Origin of the sequence: Niabella soli DSM 19437 (assembly GCF_000243115.2) — a bacterium.
Classification (GTDB): Bacteria; Bacteroidota; Bacteroidia; order Chitinophagales; family Chitinophagaceae; genus Niabella; species Niabella soli.
Map to the genome: position 1 here is coordinate 4,229,508 of NZ_CP007035.1, position 19,600 is coordinate 4,249,107.

The 19,600-nt window shown below is 45.8% G+C and carries 16 protein-coding genes; 7 read left to right on the top strand and 9 right to left on the bottom strand.

Annotated elements, in window-relative coordinates:
- The first annotated feature begins 26 nt into the window (after positions 1 to 26).
- Positions 27 to 1,226: a carboxypeptidase-like regulatory domain-containing protein gene (locus NIASO_RS17745; protein WP_008588248.1), complete on the top strand. Its 1,200-nt coding sequence runs from the start codon at positions 27 to 29 to the stop codon at positions 1,224 to 1,226.
- Here the strand turns inward: NIASO_RS17745 and NIASO_RS17750 are convergent.
- The 7 genes from NIASO_RS17750 to NIASO_RS17780 all read right to left on the bottom strand — a co-directional run bounded on the left by NIASO_RS17750 (position 1,223) and on the right by NIASO_RS17780 (position 5,173).
- On the bottom strand, positions 1,223 to 1,852 hold the full coding sequence (locus tag NIASO_RS17750) for a TMEM175 family protein (RefSeq protein ID WP_008588249.1): 630 nt from the start codon (positions 1,850 to 1,852) through the stop codon (positions 1,223 to 1,225). The two genes, NIASO_RS17745 and NIASO_RS17750, sit on opposite strands and share 4 nt — an antisense overlap.
- A 20-nt stretch (positions 1,853 to 1,872) precedes the next feature.
- Positions 1,873 to 2,391 (bottom strand): O-acetyl-ADP-ribose deacetylase, encoded by a 519-nt coding sequence (locus NIASO_RS17755; protein ID WP_008588251.1) that lies wholly within the window; start codon positions 2,389 to 2,391, stop codon positions 1,873 to 1,875.
- A gap of 9 nt (positions 2,392 to 2,400) precedes the next feature.
- Entirely contained in the window at positions 2,401 to 2,745 is a 345-nt protein-coding gene (locus tag NIASO_RS17760; RefSeq protein ID WP_008588253.1) for a tRNA-binding protein, read from the bottom strand.
- Positions 2,746 to 2,770: 25 nt separating this feature from the next.
- The gene (locus NIASO_RS17765) at positions 2,771 to 3,238 is read right to left on the bottom strand and encodes an SRPBCC family protein (RefSeq protein WP_008588255.1); all 468 of its coding nucleotides are present in this window, start codon (positions 3,236 to 3,238) and stop codon (positions 2,771 to 2,773) included.
- A gap of 72 nt (positions 3,239 to 3,310) precedes the next feature.
- A complete protein-coding gene (locus tag NIASO_RS17770) occupies positions 3,311 to 4,168 on the bottom strand; it encodes a hypothetical protein (protein ID WP_008588257.1) in 858 nt (285 codons plus the stop codon).
- A gap of 54 nt (positions 4,169 to 4,222) precedes the next feature.
- Positions 4,223 to 4,573 (bottom strand): MmcQ/YjbR family DNA-binding protein, encoded by a 351-nt coding sequence (locus NIASO_RS17775; RefSeq protein WP_052356563.1) that lies wholly within the window; start codon positions 4,571 to 4,573, stop codon positions 4,223 to 4,225.
- Between the two features lie 33 nt (positions 4,574 to 4,606).
- A complete protein-coding gene (locus NIASO_RS17780) occupies positions 4,607 to 5,173 on the bottom strand; it encodes a hypothetical protein (RefSeq protein ID WP_025299116.1) in 567 nt (188 codons plus the stop codon).
- Positions 5,174 to 5,237: 64 nt separating this feature from the next.
- Here NIASO_RS17780 and NIASO_RS17785 point away from each other — a divergent pair, with 64 nt between their 5' ends.
- The 4 genes from NIASO_RS17785 (at position 5,238) to NIASO_RS17800 (ending at position 10,887) form a co-directional block, all read left to right on the top strand.
- Positions 5,238 to 5,906 carry a YceH family protein gene (locus NIASO_RS17785; RefSeq protein ID WP_025299117.1) on the top strand — a complete coding sequence of 223 codons (669 nt, stop codon included), beginning with the start codon at positions 5,238 to 5,240 and terminating at the stop codon, positions 5,904 to 5,906.
- Between the two features lie 177 nt (positions 5,907 to 6,083).
- Entirely contained in the window at positions 6,084 to 6,356 is a 273-nt protein-coding gene (locus tag NIASO_RS20250) for a hypothetical protein (RefSeq protein WP_157547265.1), read from the top strand.
- Between the two features lie 532 nt (positions 6,357 to 6,888).
- On the top strand, positions 6,889 to 9,165 hold the full coding sequence (locus NIASO_RS20600) for a TonB-dependent receptor (RefSeq protein WP_008588268.1): 2,277 nt from the start codon (positions 6,889 to 6,891) through the stop codon (positions 9,163 to 9,165).
- A gap of 27 nt (positions 9,166 to 9,192) precedes the next feature.
- Positions 9,193 to 10,887, top strand: a complete 1,695-nt coding sequence (locus NIASO_RS17800; RefSeq protein WP_008588270.1) for a PepSY domain-containing protein — start codon at positions 9,193 to 9,195, stop codon at positions 10,885 to 10,887.
- Between the two features lie 207 nt (positions 10,888 to 11,094).
- Here the strand turns inward: NIASO_RS17800 and secA are convergent, their stop codons facing one another.
- Complete coding sequence (gene secA / locus NIASO_RS17805; protein WP_008588272.1) at positions 11,095 to 14,418, bottom strand: preprotein translocase subunit SecA; 3,324 nt, start codon at positions 14,416 to 14,418, stop codon at positions 11,095 to 11,097.
- Between the two features lie 199 nt (positions 14,419 to 14,617).
- On the opposite strand from secA, the gene NIASO_RS17810 reads away from it, so the two are divergent.
- Together NIASO_RS17810 and NIASO_RS17815 are read left to right on the top strand one after the other, a co-directional pair.
- Positions 14,618 to 15,523 carry a lysylphosphatidylglycerol synthase transmembrane domain-containing protein gene (locus NIASO_RS17810; RefSeq protein ID WP_008588273.1) on the top strand — a complete coding sequence of 302 codons (906 nt, stop codon included), beginning with the start codon at positions 14,618 to 14,620 and terminating at the stop codon, positions 15,521 to 15,523.
- A 1-nt stretch (position 15,524) separates the two neighbouring features.
- Entirely contained in the window at positions 15,525 to 17,474 is a 1,950-nt protein-coding gene (locus tag NIASO_RS17815; RefSeq protein WP_052356567.1) for an LTA synthase family protein, read from the top strand.
- 263 nt (positions 17,475 to 17,737) lie between these two features.
- Here the strand turns inward: NIASO_RS17815 and NIASO_RS17820 are convergent, their stop codons facing one another.
- A complete protein-coding gene (locus NIASO_RS17820; protein ID WP_008588278.1) occupies positions 17,738 to 19,486 on the bottom strand; it encodes an ArnT family glycosyltransferase in 1,749 nt (582 codons plus the stop codon).
- Positions 19,487 to 19,600 lie beyond the last annotated feature (114 nt).

Below are 19,600 nucleotides of genomic sequence, written 5' to 3' on the forward strand. Positions count from 1 at the left end.
TAAAAAAGGAATACTATATTTGATCTATGAAATGCGGGTTTACGATCTTATTCCTTTTGTTTTGCTCTTTTGCGTTCCCGCAGCAATCCATAACGGGCGCCGTAGTACCCGAAGAAGGCGGCCAGCCGATAGCCGGGGCCAGCGTCTTTGTTAATAATACTTCCATCGGTACCACCACTAACAATGAAGGGCAATTTCAACTGAATAATATACCTGCGGGAAAATATGACCTGGTGGTTTCCTGTGTAGGGTATGAATCGATCGTGTATGCGCTGCAACCGGGAGCGCCGCCATTAAAAGCACGGTTTGAATTAAAACATAAAATAACAGCACTCGAAAATATAACGGTGGGTGGGTATATAACCGAGACCTGGGCAAAATGGGGCAAGGCATTCTTAGAATCTTTTTTGGGGGTTACTCCGGTTGCCCTGCGGTGTGTGTTGCTGAACAAAGAGGCTTTGCATTTTCGGTTTTATAAAAAACAGAATATGCTGGAAGTGGTTGCCGATGCGCCTTTAGAAATAGAGAACCCGTTATTGGGATACCACCTGCAATATGAGCTCCAGGATTTTCGGATACAATTTAAGGAGCATAGCTCTTATTATGCCGGGTATGTTTTTTTTACCGACCGGAAAAACGCAACCAACCGGTCGATAAAGGCGCGCAGAACAAAAACCTATTACGGGTCCGGGATGCATTTTATGCGGGCCTTGTATGCCGGAAAATTAAAGGAAGAGGGGTTTTTAGTAAGAAGAATGACCCGGGTATATAATACCGAAAAGGAACGGGTGCGTGCATTGTTTAAAAAAGAGATCCGGTTGGGAAAGGATATTACACTGCCCTCAAAGAGCGGTGATCCGTATGATTCGGGCAGCTACTATAAAACAGTGCTGCAACAAAAGGATTATGAAGATGTGTATGCGGCAAAAACAATCAATACAGATAGTGTTTTTGTGCGAAAACAGGGAGCGAACCACCTGGTATTTTGGAAAAATTTTCTTGCAGTTACCTATACGAAAGCGCTGGAAGATCCCGCATACCTCAGCTATATAGCAGAAGGGAGGAAACCCATTCCTCAGCTTTCATTACTGCAATTACCGTTGCAGGAGCCTTTATTGATCGATGCAAATGGCAACTGGTCGCCGACGGACAATATTTTGTCTGCGGGCTACTGGTCCTGGAGCGATAAGGTAGGTACGATGCTGCCCCTGGATTATGAGCCCTAGCGCTTCGTTTTTCTACCTGAAAAAAACACGAATGCGTAGTTTAATTGTATGGCAATGATGACCCCGATGCTCAAATAAGGGCTGATGAAGCAAAGTAATGCTCCGAAAAAATAGAGTGTCTGTGCAATGATGATGCGTTGCCGGATGCCGGGCCCCGCCTGCTTTTTTGTTTCATCAGATACGAAGTTATGCTTGCAGGCATAGGCCCAGTTAATATACAATAGCAATCCCATCAAAAAAATATTCAGCCAATAGATCCCTATGGGGAATTTATAGTTGATATGGTCTCCCAAAAATGCGGTGGAAAAAGGCAGTAAGGTTACAAAAAGTAAAAACAGCAGGTTGATCCAGCTTAAATTACGGTCGCTCTTTTCAATAAGCCTGAATTGCGCTGCATGCCCCGTCCAGAAAATACCGGCAGTCATAAAACTTAAAAAATAAACAAGAAATTTTGGCATCAGTGCAAGAAAGGAATGGGCCAGTTCTTTGTCTGAAGTAAACCCTTCTGCAAGCGGCACCCTGATTTCCAGAACGAGCAGCGTCATGGCTACCCCAAAAACGCCATCACTTATAGCAATAATACGCGCTGTGTCCTGGCCTGCAATTTTGTTGTAGCTGGTCATCATATTGGGAATGGTTTATAATGTTATCTTTTTGCTTCAAGCGCTGTTTTTACCAGGGTTTCATTTTCTTCGTCAAAGCAAACAAAAATCACCTCTTTAATGCCCCTGTTCGTTGCCAGGAACTGCTGCACCGCCGTAACGGCGATGGTTGCGGCTTCTTTTTTGGGATAACCATAAATGCCGGTACTGATATTGGGGAACGCAACGGAGCGGCAATGATGCTGGGCGGCAAGTTCCAGGGAATTGATATAACAGGCATGCAGCCGTTCGGCCTCGCCTTTGAGGCCGCCGTTCCAAACAGGGCCCACCGTGTGGATCACGTACCGCGCGGGTAATTTTCCGGCAGTTGTTATCACCGCCTCGCCGGTTTTGCATCCGCCTTGTTTTGCCACTATTTTTCTGCAGGCTTCCAGTATTTCCGGGCCGCCTGAACGGTGTATGGCGCCATCCACACCTCCTCCTCCCAGCAGGGAAGTATTAGCGGCGTTTACAATAACGTCCGCTGCAACTTTTGTAATATCCCCTTTTATTATCTGTATCATATTGTAGTTTTACCCGATCCTTAAACCATTGGGTACTGCTGCATCGGGCGCCAGTAAGGTGATCGTATTAGCTTCCCCGACCGTACCTAAAATCAAACATTCGCTGAAGAAATTGGCAATTTGTTTGCGGGGAAAATTCAACACAGCAATTACCTGCCTGCCAGGTAAATCTTCGGGTTGGTACAGCTTTGTTATCTGTGCGGAGGATCTGCGGATGCCATAAGCGCCAAAATCAATGGTTAGCTTATAAGCGGGGTTGCGGGCCTCTTTAAAGATTTCCGCGTGGGTAATCGTCCCTACGCGCATTTCTATTTTTGTGAAGTCGGTCCAGTTGATCAGCGGTTCTGTTTCCATAGTTGGAGAATTGATACAAGATTTTTTATTGCAGCCCTTTTGGAAAACGGTCTCCGACTAAATTGAGCCGGATGTCTTTTTCCAATAAGGCTTTCAGCGCCGCTAAAACCAGTGTAAAGCCTTCAGTGGAGTCGCGTACCTGTGCAATAAGCTGAGCTGCATCCCCCTGAAATCCGCTGTTGACAATACTTACAAAGGTTTGATCCTCACCGAGGGCCGTAAACGCCCAGGTTACCTGGCTTTTTTGGGAGTAATTGCCCCATTCAATTTCGATCTTTTTATCGACCTCAATATGTGTAACGTTTACAGTAACGGAATGATTATACATTTCCCAGGTCCACTCAATGGTCTTTCCTTCTTCCAGCCGGCCGCTGCTTTTGGTGAACCATATTTTTGTGGTTATCTCCGGATCAATAAAAGCATCAAAAACTATTGCTACCGGTTTCCGGATCAGCATTGCTGCTGCGGCATAATATTGTTCAGAGTCTTTCATTTGAATAATTTAATTAACAGGAATATAACGAAAGTTAAATTTTTTTATTGAAAGATTATGAGGAATACTACATCAGTCACACGGAATACCAAAAAGGTCCAGCCCGGCTCCCCAGAAAACAGTGAGGGAATCATTGGCCACTTTCTTAAAGATCGTACGCGAAGGGAAAAAATACATGCGTTCATTATTCCTGTCTCCGTCCGTCATAGTAAAATTGTCGGTATAGGTGAAATATAAAGAATCCAGGTCGGCAAAAGTTTTAGTGGGCACGTAATTCATATTGGGATAATCATCTGGTTGTGTTTTCAGCCATTGGGCAATGCTTTTGTCGATCTGCTGATAGTTTTTATTGTAGTGGAGGGGCAGTTGCTGATAGGAGGCCAACAGCGGTTTCCCAATGCCTGCTGTGTCCTGGGGCGCTACTGTCAAAATAACAACATTGCTCATGCACTCGTCAATTGCATATAAAACATCCTGGTAACGGAATTTCTTTATACCGTTGGTGCCATACAGATACATTCCGTTGGGTATTTTTTGCCGGATCGCTTTTTCCAGTTCTTTGTTTTTTTCAATAATATAAGGGCCGGTGGTATCTACTACAATGCAATCCGGGCAAGGCTTGTACAATCCCGGTGCCACAGCATCCGGCTGTGAAGTAAACAAAACGGCAGAGTCTCTGAAGGCGATCGCATTAAAAGCGGAGTCGATGGTATTAGGCGGAAAATTATTGAGCTCTATAGCAATGCCTATGATATGGGGGGAAAGATTGTAAACCGCGAAAATAGCGGTGTCAACCTTTAATGCATCGGGCCTGCGCGCAATAGCAGCATCCTGCTTTTCATCCGTTGTTTTAGCGCTGTCAGATCTGCACGAAAAAATAAGCGATGTCCCTACAATGATTAGCGACATTGCCCGGCGCATTCTCTTCATAATACGGAATTTGATGCAAAATACTGCATTTGGTCAACTATTTGTTTGCTCTGGTCAGATCCCCGTTTTTTTGGGGTACATGATTTCGTTGTAGGCGGATAATAGTGCTTCTGTTACCCATTCCTTTTTTACTTTATCCAAAACAAATGTGGTAGCGCCCTTTGCTCCCCATTTGTTAGGAACGGGATAAATATATTTTTTATCCATTTTACAAAATAATACCTGCTCTGCCGGCGTCAAAAATATATTCGCCGTATTGTCCTTGTTAAGATAGGTTGCAAACATACGCTTACCGGCTACTTTAAAGCCGATGCGCTCGAAATGAGGGTGCTGCTCTGTTCCCGGGAAAGCAAGTGCTAACGCCGTAAACATTTTTTCTGTGATCATACTTTTTTTTGTTTCCATTAATAGCTATTACCGCTACTATCCGTTTTGGTGTTACACAAAATAATGCTGCAATATGTAATAGATCTCATAAAGAATAAAGAAGGCTACCAACCCGTACTGGAATCGTACGCTGCGGCTGCGCATCCCAATAATACACAAAACAATATGCAACAGGTTACGCACAGGGTATTCCCATTGAAGGGTAAAAAAATATTGTTTGCCTTTTAGCAGGGTATCGGCAAAATCGGCAATAAAGATCACGATCAAAAAAGAAAAGAACCATTGCTTTTTGGAGAAGAAATAATCCTGGAAGCCTTTGTATTCGTTGATCGAATCCGGGAAAATAAGCACACAAAACGCATAGTACAGCGCCGTGTAAAGGATCAGGAAAAAATATTCCAGGAAATTCCAGCTTTCCACGCCTTTCAAACGGGCTTCCCACCACCAGAAATGGATGATCAGCAGGAAGGCATAAAACACCCAAAGCAGGTGCAGGGGGTAGGGCTTGGTGAGTTTGTTATGATCAATAAGTTTAACTGTATTCTTTAGCAACTGCGCTACACTAAAGCCCAGTATAATGCTGATCATTGTTCGTACATGGGTGAATGTTTCTTCCATAGTGGTCAAGAGGTTCGTTAAACAGTGTTGTGTCAAAACAAATTTATTTATTTTTATGCGATATATGAACAATGAACCCACAGCAATTAAAACAATACCTGTGCTGGACAGCGAGGAGCTGCGTGTATTAGGCGCATTGATGGAAAAATCCAAAACAACGCCTGAGTATTATCCCATGACCTTAAATGCGCTCACGGCGGCCTGTAATCAAAAGACCGCCCGTAACCCGGTGGTGCAGTTTGAAGAAACAACCGTAACCCTGGCACTGGACCGACTGAAACGGCATGGCCTGGCAGCAACCGTAACGGGTGGCACCAGCAGGGTGGTGAAATACCGGCACACAATAGCCCTGCAGTATTCCTTTACACCAGATGAACTGGCGGTGCTTTGCCTGCTTTTCTTAAGAGGTCCGCTCACCCCCGGTGAGCTCAACAGTAATGCGGGCCGGCTGTATGAGTTTGATGATCTGGCGGAAGTGCAGTCTGTGTTGGAAAAATTAGTTTCATCAACTGCCCCCTATATCCGCCAGCTAACACGGCAGCCGGGGCAAAAAGAAGCCCGCTACATGCATTTATTTGGCGATCCTGCGTTAGTGGACACTTATGTAGCTGAAACAAATGTTCCACCCGTTCAGGCCAACAATAACCTTGAAGAACGGTTAGCTGCGGTAGAACGGGAGCTTGCAGATCTGAAAGTGGCTTTTGAAAAGCTGATGAAAGAATGGACGGGCTAGGGAATGACCGGCATCGGCCTTTTTTTAACGGACGGCAACTTTTTCAATTTATTATCAGTGTATCTTTGCAGCCTTGTGCAGAAAGTGATCGCTGTAATATTATTCATTGTTTTTCTCCTGCAGGCGTTTAGTCAGGGTTTTTACTGTTTAGATTATATTTTCAGAAAAAAGGCCTACATGGCAAAATGTATTAATAAAAGCCGGCCACTGCTGCATTGCGATGGAAAATGCTTACTGATGACAAGGATCCGGGAGCAGGAAAAGAAAGAAGCACAACAGGCCCCTGAGATGAAAATCGCAAAGCAGGAACTTGTCGCATTCCAGCCATCTTCTACAATTGATGCTCCTTTCTTCCAGACTTATCATAGGGTAATCTATCCTCCGGGAGTTGCCAAAAGCCCTGTAAAACGCTCCTATTCTATATTTCACCCACCCTGCACTCTTTCCTGATATCTTTAGTTTATTGCCGGAATGCTGCACGTTATAACCGTCAATGGCGCTGCATGTATTTATCCCTTGGTCGGGGTAGCTCGTCTGTTAGGGCTACTGCAATGCAATGTTGCTCCTCCGGCTGTTTTGGGTTTAACAACTTTATCAGGACGACGGGTCTTGTTTAATAGGCGCGTCATCCCTTACTTCTGTTACGTTAATCGCAAAAAGTCATCCAGCGTTAATGACTTGCAGTGCCAGGTCATTGAGGCGATGACACATTAAAGGATCGTCATTTCGATAAATTCGCCAAAGGAGGATGAAGAGAAATTTCAACCTGAAAGAACGAGATTGCTCCGCTTACTTCTCCCGACTTTCGCGCCGACGAAAGTCGGGATTCGCTCCGTCCAAACGACAATAATATCGATGATTGGTTTTTATGATTTTAAGAGATGTGTCATCCGATAGCTATCGGGATTGAAACGGGAGTGACTCACGGTTTATCATTTGACCTTTCCCGATTCGCAATTAACATAACGCTACCTAATTATACATGAACAAGATTTTTTTATTGCTCTTTTTGCTGCCGGTGCCCGTCACTCTACTGGGGCAACGATTGCTGAAGGGAACTGTATTTGATGCAGATACGAAAGAACCGTTGGGTAACGCCACTGTAACGGCCGGCGGGCATAACTTTCAGCCCGATGCTAATGGCATATTTTATCTTGATGACCGCACTAAGGTATTTGATGTGAGTTGCTCAGGCTACATCAGCGAGCATCTTTTCCCGACACAGTTGTCGGTAGGATTGCAAAAAAAAGTAGCTGCTATGGATGAAGTAGTGGTTACCGGCAGCCGTACCGCCCAGCGGCGCAGCGAAGCGCCGGTTGCTATTACAAGCATCAGCAAACAGGTAATGGAAGATACCAAAGCCCAGCGTATGGACCAGTTACTGAATAAAGTAAGCGGTGTTTTCATGGTCAGCTTGGGCAACGAACAACACGAGATGAGCATTCGCCAGCCGATGACCACAAAGAGCCTCTTTCTTTACCTGGAAGACGGGTTGCCCATCCGCACTACCGGTGTTTATAACCATAATGCGCTGCTGGAGATGAACCTGACTGCCGCGCGCGCTATTGAAGTGATCCGGGGACCTGCTTCTGCCTTATATGGAGCCGAAGCGATAGGAGGCGCTGTTAATGTTATTACCCAGGCGGCCCCTGCGTTTACAAATGGTAGCGTTAGTTTACAATTAAACAACGCCGGCTATAAGCGGGCTGACGTGCAGGCGGGAACCACCGTTGGGAAATGGGGATTTATAGTGAGCGGTTATTATGCTGATAAAACCAATGGCCCTGTCGCATTTAGTGATTTTCATAAAACGGCGCTGACCCTGCGCAGTGACTACCGGCCCAATGCGCATACCACCTGGACGAATACTTTGTCCTGGATCGATTATTATAGTGATATGACGGGAGCGCTTGATAGCATTAAGTTTGCGCGCAGGGATTATAGTTCGTTGCAAACCTTTACTTACCGTAAAGTAACGGCACTAAGGTATAAATCGATGCTTACCCAGCGCTGGAACCCCAACAGCTCAACAACGATTGCGTTGCTTTACCGGAATAATTCGGTAGGTCAGAATCCTGCCTATGCTATTGCAAGCACTCCGGATCCTCAAAAATTCAAAGGGCAGGTCAATGAAAATGCATTCCGCACCAATGCGCTTTTTGCCACGCATAGCCAGCGTTTTAAATGGCTGCAAAGCAGGGTAGCAATAGGGGGAAGTATCGACTTTAGTCCGCAGGATTACTATGCGAAATTTATTTCGGTAAACAAAGATTTGAATACGGGGCAATACAACAGTTACACCACCCCGGCAACGGATTCTTTTCTGAGTAAATATAATACTGGCATTTTGAATATGGCCGGCTATTTTAATTATGAATTGAATCCGTTTAAGCGCCTGAAACTGATCATGGCACTGCGCTATGATGTGTTTAAATATTATTTTATAAATAACCTTCCGGCGTCTGCCAGTGTGCGCACTGCATCAACCGTTACTACGTTCTCAAGAATAACACCCAAGCTGGGGTTAACTTATAATTTTAAAGGCATTGGATTTTATGCCAATTATGCGCAGGGCTATGTGCCGCCGCAATTAACCGACCTGTACAGCAGCGTAAAAGTGGCGCCCTACCTGCTGCCACAGACTTTTTTTAATTACGAAGCAGGTGGTTGGCTGACCTTGCTACAAAATAAATTATATGCAGACTGGAGCATCTACCGGATGGATGGTACAAATGAGATCATTTCAGTGCGGCAGTCAGATAATTCTTATGTCAATGAGAATGCCGGCGCCACGCGGCATACGGGCATTGAGTATGGTGTTACCTATCGCCCGGTTCCCGCACTTTCCATCCGCTTCAGCGGCACCAATGCCAAACATACTTTTATAAAAAATAACATTAAAGGGGTGGATTATAACGGAAAGGAAATGAGTGGGGCACCCCGGTTTACCGGTAATGCGGAAGTTATTTATAAACCTCCTTTTTTAAAAGGGCTGTACCTGAGCGGCGAATGGCAGCACCAGGGACGCTATTTCATGGACGATCTCGACGCCTATCGTTACCAGGGTTTTGATGTTATCAATTTCCGGACGGGCTACCAGTTAAAAAGAGTGGGTGTATGGGTAAATATATTGAACGCGGCTAACCGGTATTATGCAGTGTATGCTTCCAAAAACGCCACTGCATCCGGCGCTGCGGCGTATAGTTATAACCTCGGCGATCCAAGGGAGATCACGTTGGGCATTTCTTACAGGCTTTAATATAGTTCTTTATCAATTTAAATAGTCATGCGAAAAAAAATATATAAATGGCACCGGCGCTGTGCAGTGATCATTGCGCTGCCCGTTGTGTTGTGGGCGCTCAGCGGGTTTATGCATCCTATCATGACCAACATACGCCCAAGGGTGGCAACACAATTGTATGAACCATCACCTATTGATCCTTCACAACTGACCGTTGCGCTCAGCCAAGCCTTGCAAGCCAACGGGATTACAGCGTTTAGCAATGTTCATATTATTCGCATGGGCGGACAGCAATTTTACCAGGTGCTCGTAGATGCTGCGCACAATGATATCCGGTATATAAGCACGGTTTCCGGACGGCAGTTGGCAAACGGTGATCAATTGTATGCACAGTTCCTGGCCCGCAAATTTCTTACCGGCTCCGGAAATACAGTGGCGCCGGAACCACAGGCTTTGTCGGATCATGATTGTTGTATGAGCGCGGCGTTAAATATCCTGAACAGCAAAGGAGCCGCGATACTGAGTGTTGAAAAAGTAAATGATTTTAAAGGGGAGTATAGTTATATCAACCGGTTGCTTCCGGTATATAAAGTAGGTTTTAACCGGCCGGACGGGATCCGTATTTATGTGGAAACAGCTTCCGGAAGCTACGCCTATGCGGTGGATAATAAAAGAGCGGTGTTTGACAAGATCTTTGGATTACTGCATACCTGGAACTGGATGAACGCAATGGGGAAGACGAAATATTTTATAATGGTACTGGTTACGGCGCTGGCATTGCTGACCACGATAATGGGTTTGTATATTTTTTTTACCACCAAATCGAAAAAGGCCGGGAGCCCCGCATCAAAAGCAAGGCGAAGCCACCGGTACACTTCTCTGGCTGCCTCTTTGTTTACGTTGATGTTTAGTTTTAGCGGTGGTTTTCACGCACTAAAAGCCCTTTGGCCGCAGCAGCAGCATTCAGTTGTTGCGCATACGTTTATGCCCACTGGCGTGGATATTGATTTTAGTAAAATGATGGCACTTACTAAAGGTGATAGTATCAGTGGCTTGTCTCTTTGTTCGATCCATAAAAGGAACTACTGGAGGATACAGCTATCTGATAAAAAGAAAGCAGCCAACGGTCGCTCAGATCTTATGAAGAATAAGTCCGTCCGGTATCGCCCGCCTTTGTATGTGGAGGCGGCAAATGGTGTTTTGCTATCAGGTGGTGACAGCTTATATGCACGGTACCTGGCGCAGGCATTTAATCAAAATAAAGGTGCTGCAATTAATCGCGTTTCCCTGGTTACAAAGTTTACCAATGAATATGGGTTCATTAATAAACGGCTGCCCGTATGGCGCGTCTCTTACAATACCAGGGGAAATCAACACCTTTATATTGACACAAAAGCCGGCGTGCTTGCCGCAAGGGTAGACGACAATGATATGGCTGAGGGCTATAGTTTTGCATTGCTGCACAAGCACCATTTTATGGATTGGGCCGGGAAGGCCACCGGGGATGTCAGCACGATGATCGCGGCAGGTCTTCAGGTGCTTCTCGTGATTGTGGGAATATTTTTGTTCATCCGGACAAGAAAAAGAACGCGGATCGGTAATACTACCGCAGCACAAACAAGAGGGCAAACAAAAGCTGAAGGGTCAGCGTCGCGCTTTTATGGCAACTATAACACCCAGGCTGTACAAGCACAGAAACAAAGTAAGGATGATAATTACAGCGGTCATAACCAGCTATAAATCCAATACCAGGCCAAAAAAAGAAGATAGCTGTAATTTTGGCTTTGTGAAAGAAGACATATTAAAACTCTGTTTTATGTGAGCACTGTTGTGCAAAAACCAAATTCCTGAGAATCAGTCTTTCGCGTAAAAGTGGCCACCACAGGCGCTTTTCATAAAAAAGTTAAAAAATCCCCGCTTTTTAGGGCGGGGATTGCAATTTATTGTTTATTCATTTCTGCCGTGGCAATTTTTATATTTTTTGCCGCTTCCGCAAGGACATGGGTCATTCCGCCCCACTTTAGGTCCTACCCGGATCGGTTCCTGTTTTACTGCAGGTTGTTCGGGGTCAAAATAGTCTTTTTCGTTGGCGGCATAATCTTCGCCGGCTGCTTCTATCTGGTCCTTATTTGCGCGCATCTTGCTGAGGTCTGTTCTTTGTTCACGGCCTTCTTTAATTTGCGGCGCCTCTTCCTGTGCGGGAAGGTTGGCCTGCGTAAGGAAAGAGATGATGTCCTTATTTAAAGCCGTGGTCATGTTATTAAATAACTGGAACGCCTCTACTTTATAAATCACCAGCGGATCCTTTTGTTCCAGGTAAGCCGTTTGTACGCTTTGTTTCAGATCATCCATGGCCCGCAAATGCTCTTTCCAGGCATCATCGATCACCGCCAGGGTAATGGATTTTTCCATACTGGATACCAGCTCCCGGCCTTCAGAAGTGATGGTTTTGTCTAGCGGTGCCAGTACATTGATGGTCTTGCGTCCGTCAGTAAACGGAACGATCACGTTTTCGATATGCGCACCCTGTGAAGTACGGATATCGCGGAACACCGGTACGGCCTGGCTTTGCACGCCACCGTTATGATCGGCATAACGGGTAAGTGCCTCGGCATATAGCTGATCCGCCAGCTTGGATGGGTCTGTTGTATGGAAGGTTTCTTCATTAATAGAAGTGTCCATTCCAAAATTTACGATACAGGCCAGCTTAAACCCTTCAAAATCTTCCTGTTCTTTAAAGGAAGTCGCGAGGCTTTCTGCTACAATAGAAAACGCATTGTCGATATCCAGTGATAAACGATCGCCAAATAAGGCGTGATTCCGTTTTTCATAAATAGCATTCCGCTGTTTATTCATTACATCATCATACTCCAGCAAGCGTTTACGGATGCCGAAGTTATTTTCTTCCACTTTCTTTTGCGCACGCTGAATACTGTTACTGATCATGCTGTGCTGGATCACATCGCCTTCTTTATACCCCAGTTTATCCATCATACCGGCAATACGCTCGCTACCAAACATGCGCATCAGGTCGTCCTCCAGTGATACATAGAATAAAGAACTTCCCGGATCACCCTGGCGACCCGCACGACCGCGTAACTGGCGGTCCACCCGGCGGCTTTCATGGCGTTCGGTACCTATAATGGCCAACCCCCCGGCTTCTTTTACGCCAGGCCCCAGTTTGATATCCGTACCACGGCCCGCCATATTGGTGGCGATGGTGATGGCGCCGGCCAGGCCCGCTTCGGCAACGATCTCGGCTTCCCGCGCGTGCTGCTTGGCGTTTAAAACATTATGGGGGATTTTTTTCTGCTGCAGCATCCGGCTCAGTAACTCACTGATCTCAACCGAAGTGGTACCCACCAGCACCGGCCTTCCTTCGCCGCGCAGTTTTTCAATTTCGTCGATAACCGCTTTATATTTCTCGCGCTTGGTTTTATATACCAGATCCTGCATATCCTTACGGATGATCGGAACGTTAGTGGGGATGGTAACTACGTCCAGCTTATAAATGCTCCACAGCTCACCCGCCTCCGTTTCCGCGGTACCGGTCATACCCGACAATTTGTGGTACATCCTGAAATAGTTCTGCAGGGTGATGGTAGCGTAAGTTTGGGTGGCCGCTTCGATCTTCACGTTTTCTTTCGCCTCCAGCGCCTGATGCAACCCATCAGAATAACGGCGGCCTTCCATGATACGGCCGGTCTGCTCATCTACGATCTTGATCGCGCCATCAACAATTACGTACTCATCGTCTTTCTGGAACAGGGCATAGGCCTTCAGCAATTGCTGTACGGAGTGAATGCGGTCGGCTTTTTGCGAATAATCATTTAACAAAGCCTCTTTCTGCTTTAATTTTTCTTCGGCAGCGGCATCGCTTTTTTCAACATCGGCCAATGTAGCACCTATATCGGGCAATACAAAGAAATCAGTGTCTTCCCCTACCTTAGTGATCATGGCCAGCCCTTTTTCGGTCAGATCTACCGAGTTGGTCTTTTCATCGATCTTAAACAGCAGGTCTTCGTCCACTATTTTCATATTGCGCTCTTGCTCCTGCAGGTAATAGTTTTCCGCTTTTTGCATTTTTACTTTTACCCCCGGCTCACTTAAATATTTGATCAGCGGGCTGTATTTTGGCAACCCGCGAAAAGCACGGTATAAATACAAGCCACCTGTTTTGGGATCGTCTTCCCCTTTTTCAAAAAGGCGTTTGGCTTCGTTCAGGTTGTTCCGTACAATGCGCTCCTGTTCCCGGTACAATTGTTCTACCCGGGGTTTGTGAATATGGTATTGCTGCTCATCTGCATGATCCACAGGACCACTAATGATCAGCGGCGTACGGGCATCATCGATCAATACGCTATCCACCTCATCCACCATGGCATAATGATGTTTCCGCTGCACCATTTCAGAAGCATTGTGCACCATATTATCCCGCAGGTAATCAAAACCAAATTCATTATTGGTACCATAGGTGATATCGGCCATATAGGCATTGCGGCGTTCGGCGGAGTTGGGTTGGTGTTTATCGATACAATCCACCCGCAGGCCCAGCCATTCAAACACCGGACCGTTCCACTCCTGGTCGCGACGGGCCAGGTAATCGTTTACGGTAACCACATGCACGCCTTCGCCGGCAAGGGCATTGAGGTAAGCCGGCAGCGTGGAAACCAGCGTTTTACCTTCCCCGGTAGCCATCTCAGCAATTTTGCCCGAATGTAAGACCGAACCACCGATCAACTGTACATCATAATGCACCATGTTCCAGGTGATTTGTCCTCCGGCGGCTTTCCAGGTATTTTTATAGATGGCGTCATCACCATTAATCGTAATATATTCTGCTTTTTGGGCCAGCTCCCGGTCCAGGTCTGTTGCTTTAGATACCATCTCCGGATTGCCGGAAAAACGACGTGCGGTTTCTTTAACAACAGCAAAAGCCTCGGGGAGAATTTCCTCCAGCACCTTCTCAATTTCCTTATCCCGGTCTTTTTTTAATGCATCCACCTGCTGGTAAATAGCATCTTTTTGCAGCAGGTCTTCGTGGGGCAGCTCATCGGCCTGCCGGTTCAGGTCAGCAATTTTACCATCAATTTCGGTAAGCCGTTCGTTGATGCGGCTGCGGAATTCCTGGGTTTTATTACGCAACTCATCATTGCTAATCGACTGGTACTGAATGAAATTTTTGTTGATTTGCTCAACAACAGGCGAAATCTTTTTAACGTCTTTTTCAGATTTGCTGCCGCCAAACATTTTTGATAAGAACTCGAACATATCTTTTGCGTATATTTTTATAAAGTTTGTATCCCTTCAAAAACAGTGCTATACCTGTTTTAAGCCATTTTGACAGCTCTCTACGAGCGGGGTGCAAAGATACGGAACTTTAGGGTTTGTCGTTCGATGTTCAGATCTTTGCATGTGAGCCCTTGACTATTAACTATTAACTAATTAGCGCTAAGTTTGTAGCTAATTTATGGATGGAAATAACGGAAAAAAAGCCTGGTCTGTTTTAAAACCGCTGTTAAAAGTTGGCTTTACCATTCTTGCGCTGTGGCTGGTATACACAAAAGTGGATATTGCTGCATTGCAACGGTTATGGAAGGAGGCCAATCCCTGGTGGCTGGGGCCGGCTGTTACCGCCTTTGTAATTTGCCAATTGGTTACTTCTGTGCGGTTGCTTCATTTTTTCCATAATATAGGATTACCCATCAGCGCGCGCTCCAATTTCCGGTTATACCTTTTGGGGATGTTTTATAATCTTTTTTTGCCCGGGGGGATCGGGGGCGATGGCTATAAGATCATTGTACTAAAACAACGTTATCCTTTCACTACGCGTAAAGAAGTTTTTTCGGCTGTTTTCTTCGACCGCCTGAGTGGCTTGTGGGCGCTATGTTTACTGGTAGCATTATTCAGCACGGTGTTGCCGCGTATTCAGCAATACAGCCGGTGGATCCTGCCGGCAGTAGCGGTGGGTACGGTTATATACTATGGCGTGCTGCGCCGTTTTTTTAAAAAGATAAGCCAGCATTTTGTCAGGATACATTTAATAGCATTGGGTACGCAGTTGCTCCAGTTGGTAACCGTAGCTTTTATTTTAAAAGCCCTGGGATGCTCAGCAAGCTACTGGCCTTATTTTGTCATTTTTCTGGCTTCTTCGCTGGCATCGTTGTTCCCGTTCAGCATAGGGGGATTGGGCGCACGGGAAGTAGTCATTGTTTGGGGGGCCACTACCCTGGGGCTTGATAAAGACCTTGCTGTTTCTATAAGTCTTAGTTTTTATATTATTACCATGACAATGGCGCTTACGGCCATCCCTGTTTTATTCAGAAAAGAACAGGTGCAGCCGGAGGCAGCCAGTGAACAAACGACAAATGCCTGATATGACCAAACGAAAGCATACAATTGAATGGGGCTATTACGCCGTATTGGCTTATCGCCTGGCCCTGGTGCTGCTGCTGTTTTTGATTTGCAGATTCCTCTTCTACTTTTTGAACAAAGGATTATTCCCGGACATTGTTTTGAGCGACTGGGGGAAGCTGCTACAGGGCGGGCTGGTTTTTGATGTGGCCGCGCTCTTTTACTGGAACAGCCTGATGATCGTATTGATGACCGTGCCGGTTCCTTATTCGATCCGGACTGGCAAGGGATATCAAAAATGGGTTCGATGGGTTTTTTATGTGTCTAACGGAGTAGCGTTATTATTAAATGCTATCGATTTTATTTATTATCGCTTTACGCTGAAGCGGACCACCACTACCGTGTTTAACGAATTTTCGCATGAACAGAATACGGGCAGCCTCGCGTTGCATTTTTTGATTACGTACTGGTATGTTGTGCTGTTGTTTGCTGCATTGCTGGTGTTGATGGTGTGGCTGTATAACAGGGTAACGATCCGGGAACGCCGCTGGCCACTTTCGAAACGAACCTATTATATTACGGCGTCATTGGTGTTTATTGCAAGTATTGTATTAGCCATTGGCGGCATTAGGGGCGGGTATAAGCACAGCACGCGTCCCATTACCATAAACGATGCTGGCGAATACGTGAAGCGCCCGCATGAAGTGTATCTTGTGTTGAACACCCCGTTTGTTTTTATACGTACTATTGGCGTTAAACCTTTAAAAGAACTGCATTATTTTTCGGATGCGGAATTGGAGCAAATTTATACGCCGCTGCATTATCCCAAAGACAGTCTGCCTTTTGTCCGAAAGAACGTCGTGGTTATTATTTTAGAGAGTTTTGGTAAGGAATCGATTGGGTTTTACAACAAGGATCTGGATAACGGCACCTATTCGGGATTTACGCCTTTTCTTGATTCGCTGGCGTCGGTGAGCAAGGTTTATTGGAATTCATTTGCCAACGGGCGTAAGTCGATCGAAGCCATTCCTTCGTTATTGGCCAGTATTCCCGGCGGCCAGGATCCGTTTGTATTGACGCCTTTTGTTTCGGACAGCACCAAGAGTTTGCCCCGTTTGCTTGCCGAAAAAGGATATCATACTTCGTTCTTTCATGGCGCGCCTAACGGGTCGATGGGCTTTTTGTCGTATACTAAAATGATCGGCATCGAACATTATTTTGGTAAAAGCGAGTATAATAATGATGCCGATTATGATGGCATCTGGGGCATCTGGGACGAACCTTTTTTCCAGTTTTTTGAACAAAAACTCAGCGGCTTCCCGCAGCCTTTTTTTTCCAGCATATTTTCGGTTTCCTCGCATGACCCGTTTAAAGTGCCGGCGCAATATACCGGTGTCTTTAAAAAAGGGCCGTTGCCGGTTATGGAATGTATCGGGTATACTGATATGGCCTTGCGCAAATTCTTTGCAAAGGCGCAGCAGCAGCCCTGGTTTAAGAATACTTTATTTGTGATTTCTGCGGATCATGCAACAGTTACCTATCACCCGGAATACAAGAATGCCTGGGGCGATTATGCCATCCCCATTCTTTTGTATGCGCCGGGCGACAGCAGTTTCCGCGGTGTGGACCCCGGAGTGATCCAGCAATTGGATGTGATGCCAACGGTACTGGATTACCTGCATTATGATAAACCTTACCTGGCATTTGGCGAAAGCGTATTGCACCGGTCAGGGCCCGGGTTTGCCTACCAGTATTCGGGTGGCTACCGCTGGATCAATGGCACGAACCTGCTTTTCTTTGACGGAAATAAAGCCACGGGTCTGTTTAACTACAAAGCGGACCCGTTGATGAAAAAAGATATCTTCAAAGATTCGGCGCAGTTGGTACCCGGTATGGAACAGCAGCTTAAGGCTTTTATACAGCAGTATAATAACCGTATTATCAGGAATCAGTTGATTGCGCCTGGCAAATAATGATGGCAGGTCGGAACAAAGCTTTCAATTGTTTTTGGAACGTCAATGTCATTACATTAAAAAGTTGCGTTGCTCCGTCAGGAGCCGCGTGTTTATAGCATGTTTGGGGCAGAAGATCAGGGCTCCATCGGAGCCTCGTGTTTTACGCGGCGCCTAACGGAGCCGCCCTCTTAAACGAAAAATCATTCTACAAACACAGTGCTCCTACGGAGCCAAATTGAAAGGGAACAGAATAGGATAAACAAAAAGTTGCAGAATACTCACTACTTCACCTTAATAACATAAAAATTACTCGCGAAATTACCGGGGATAAATCCGTTTACAATAGAGAACAGGAGTCTGTAGGCGCCCGGTTTCTCCGGCGTTGTTACTGGTATCCGGATCCGCATGCTGGCACCCGGCGCCAGGGATTTGTGTGGGATTATGAAATGCTGATCGGAATTGATAAAATTATATTTCTCTATAAAAAATGCGTAATCGATAAAAAGTTTGGGATCAGGCGTGATGGCTGCCGTTCCTTTATTGCTAAGCGTTATCGTTAATAGCAACGTCTGCCCTGGTTGCGCAGTTTCAGGTGCATGCTCCAATGCTATTCTCAAAGGCTGTATACACACATAACGGTCTATCGGCAGTAAACGCCCGGAATTATATTCGTTTTTAATGGTGGTACCTGAACCTGGCAGCAGCTTGTCGTTTTGTGTGTAATACAAAACGGGCTGCCCGTCAAGAAAGCAATCCGTGGCAATATTGAAATGGGTTTTGCGGTAGCCTTTGTCGTTATAGCCGAAGGTTTGCGCATCAGGGTGATAATATTGATACAGGGACGGAAGCGCATAGGAGCTGGCGAAGACAACGGGTGTTTTGCCGGCTGTGGAATAAACCTGGTCTGCCCATGTTTTTGCATAAGAAAACGAACGGAAATGTTCAATAAGATTAGCTGGCCCATCCGGGATAAGAAAAATAATACGTGCCAGCAGGATCAGGCCTATGTTCACGTATGCGATCTTAAAGAAAATGGTTTTGAACCGTTCCGTGCCATTAACCAGCAGCAACAGGAACAAAGCAATATAGGAAACGCCTGCGATCAGCGTCCAGTGCGGTTCTACCGTGTTTTTAAAAGAAGATATCAGAAAGAATCCGATAGTGCCGGCAAACATAAAGACGTGTGCCCGCATCAGCCGGTCTTTTATTTTTAGTTTTCCTATAACGATAAAGAATACCACGGAGGTCAGGGGCCCCCAGATCAATAGCTGGCCCAGCAGGTAGTCGGTGGTAAAGCTGAACTCGTATTGCTTGGCAATGCGTTCCACCAGGTGAAAACGGACGGTGGCCCAGTCGTGATTATACTGCCAGTACAGGTAGGGCAAAAACAATAAGGTCACCAATGCCACGATCAGCCAGAAATATTTATTAAGGAGCAACCGCGGGTTGGAAAGTACTACAAAACCTACCAGCAAAATACCATGGTATTTGCTGTAGAACATCCCGGTTATAGCGATGACCAGCCACAGGCTGTTGCCAAAGTTTTCTTTTTCGAGAAAATACTTATAGCGCCAGAAGAACAGGGCGGCAAAGAAAAACAGGCAGGCATCGGGGGTGGTTATAAAAGCATATACATTTAACACCAGGGTGGCGGCATATACAATGATGAACCATTTTAGTTTTTGCAGATATGCTGGCAGGCCTTTATAAATAAGGCCAATCGTTAGTGTCGATAAAAGGATCGTGCCCAGTCTTGTAAATAGAAATCCATGCCCAAAGCTTTCCCCCAACCGGATGGAAAGGGCCACCATGGGTGGATGATCAAAATAGCTCCATTGCAGTTTTCGAGATAAAAGCCAGTAATAAGCCTCATCACCATCTAAACCCATAAAAGCGGCCTGGATGCAATTGATAACAAACCAGGCAAGCATAAAGCCGAGAAGAATGCGCTGCTCATTTTTGGCGCCCCCGGGGGCTGCAGACCCTCTATTTAGTTCGGCAACGCTACTGCTGCCTGCTGATTCGCTCATATATGCTGATCGGTTTATGCGAAAATACTAAATGAGGCTGATACCGTATTTTAAGGATCGGTTAAGTGTTGACGGCAACGGATCTTTTTGCCACTAACAGGCAAACAATCACTT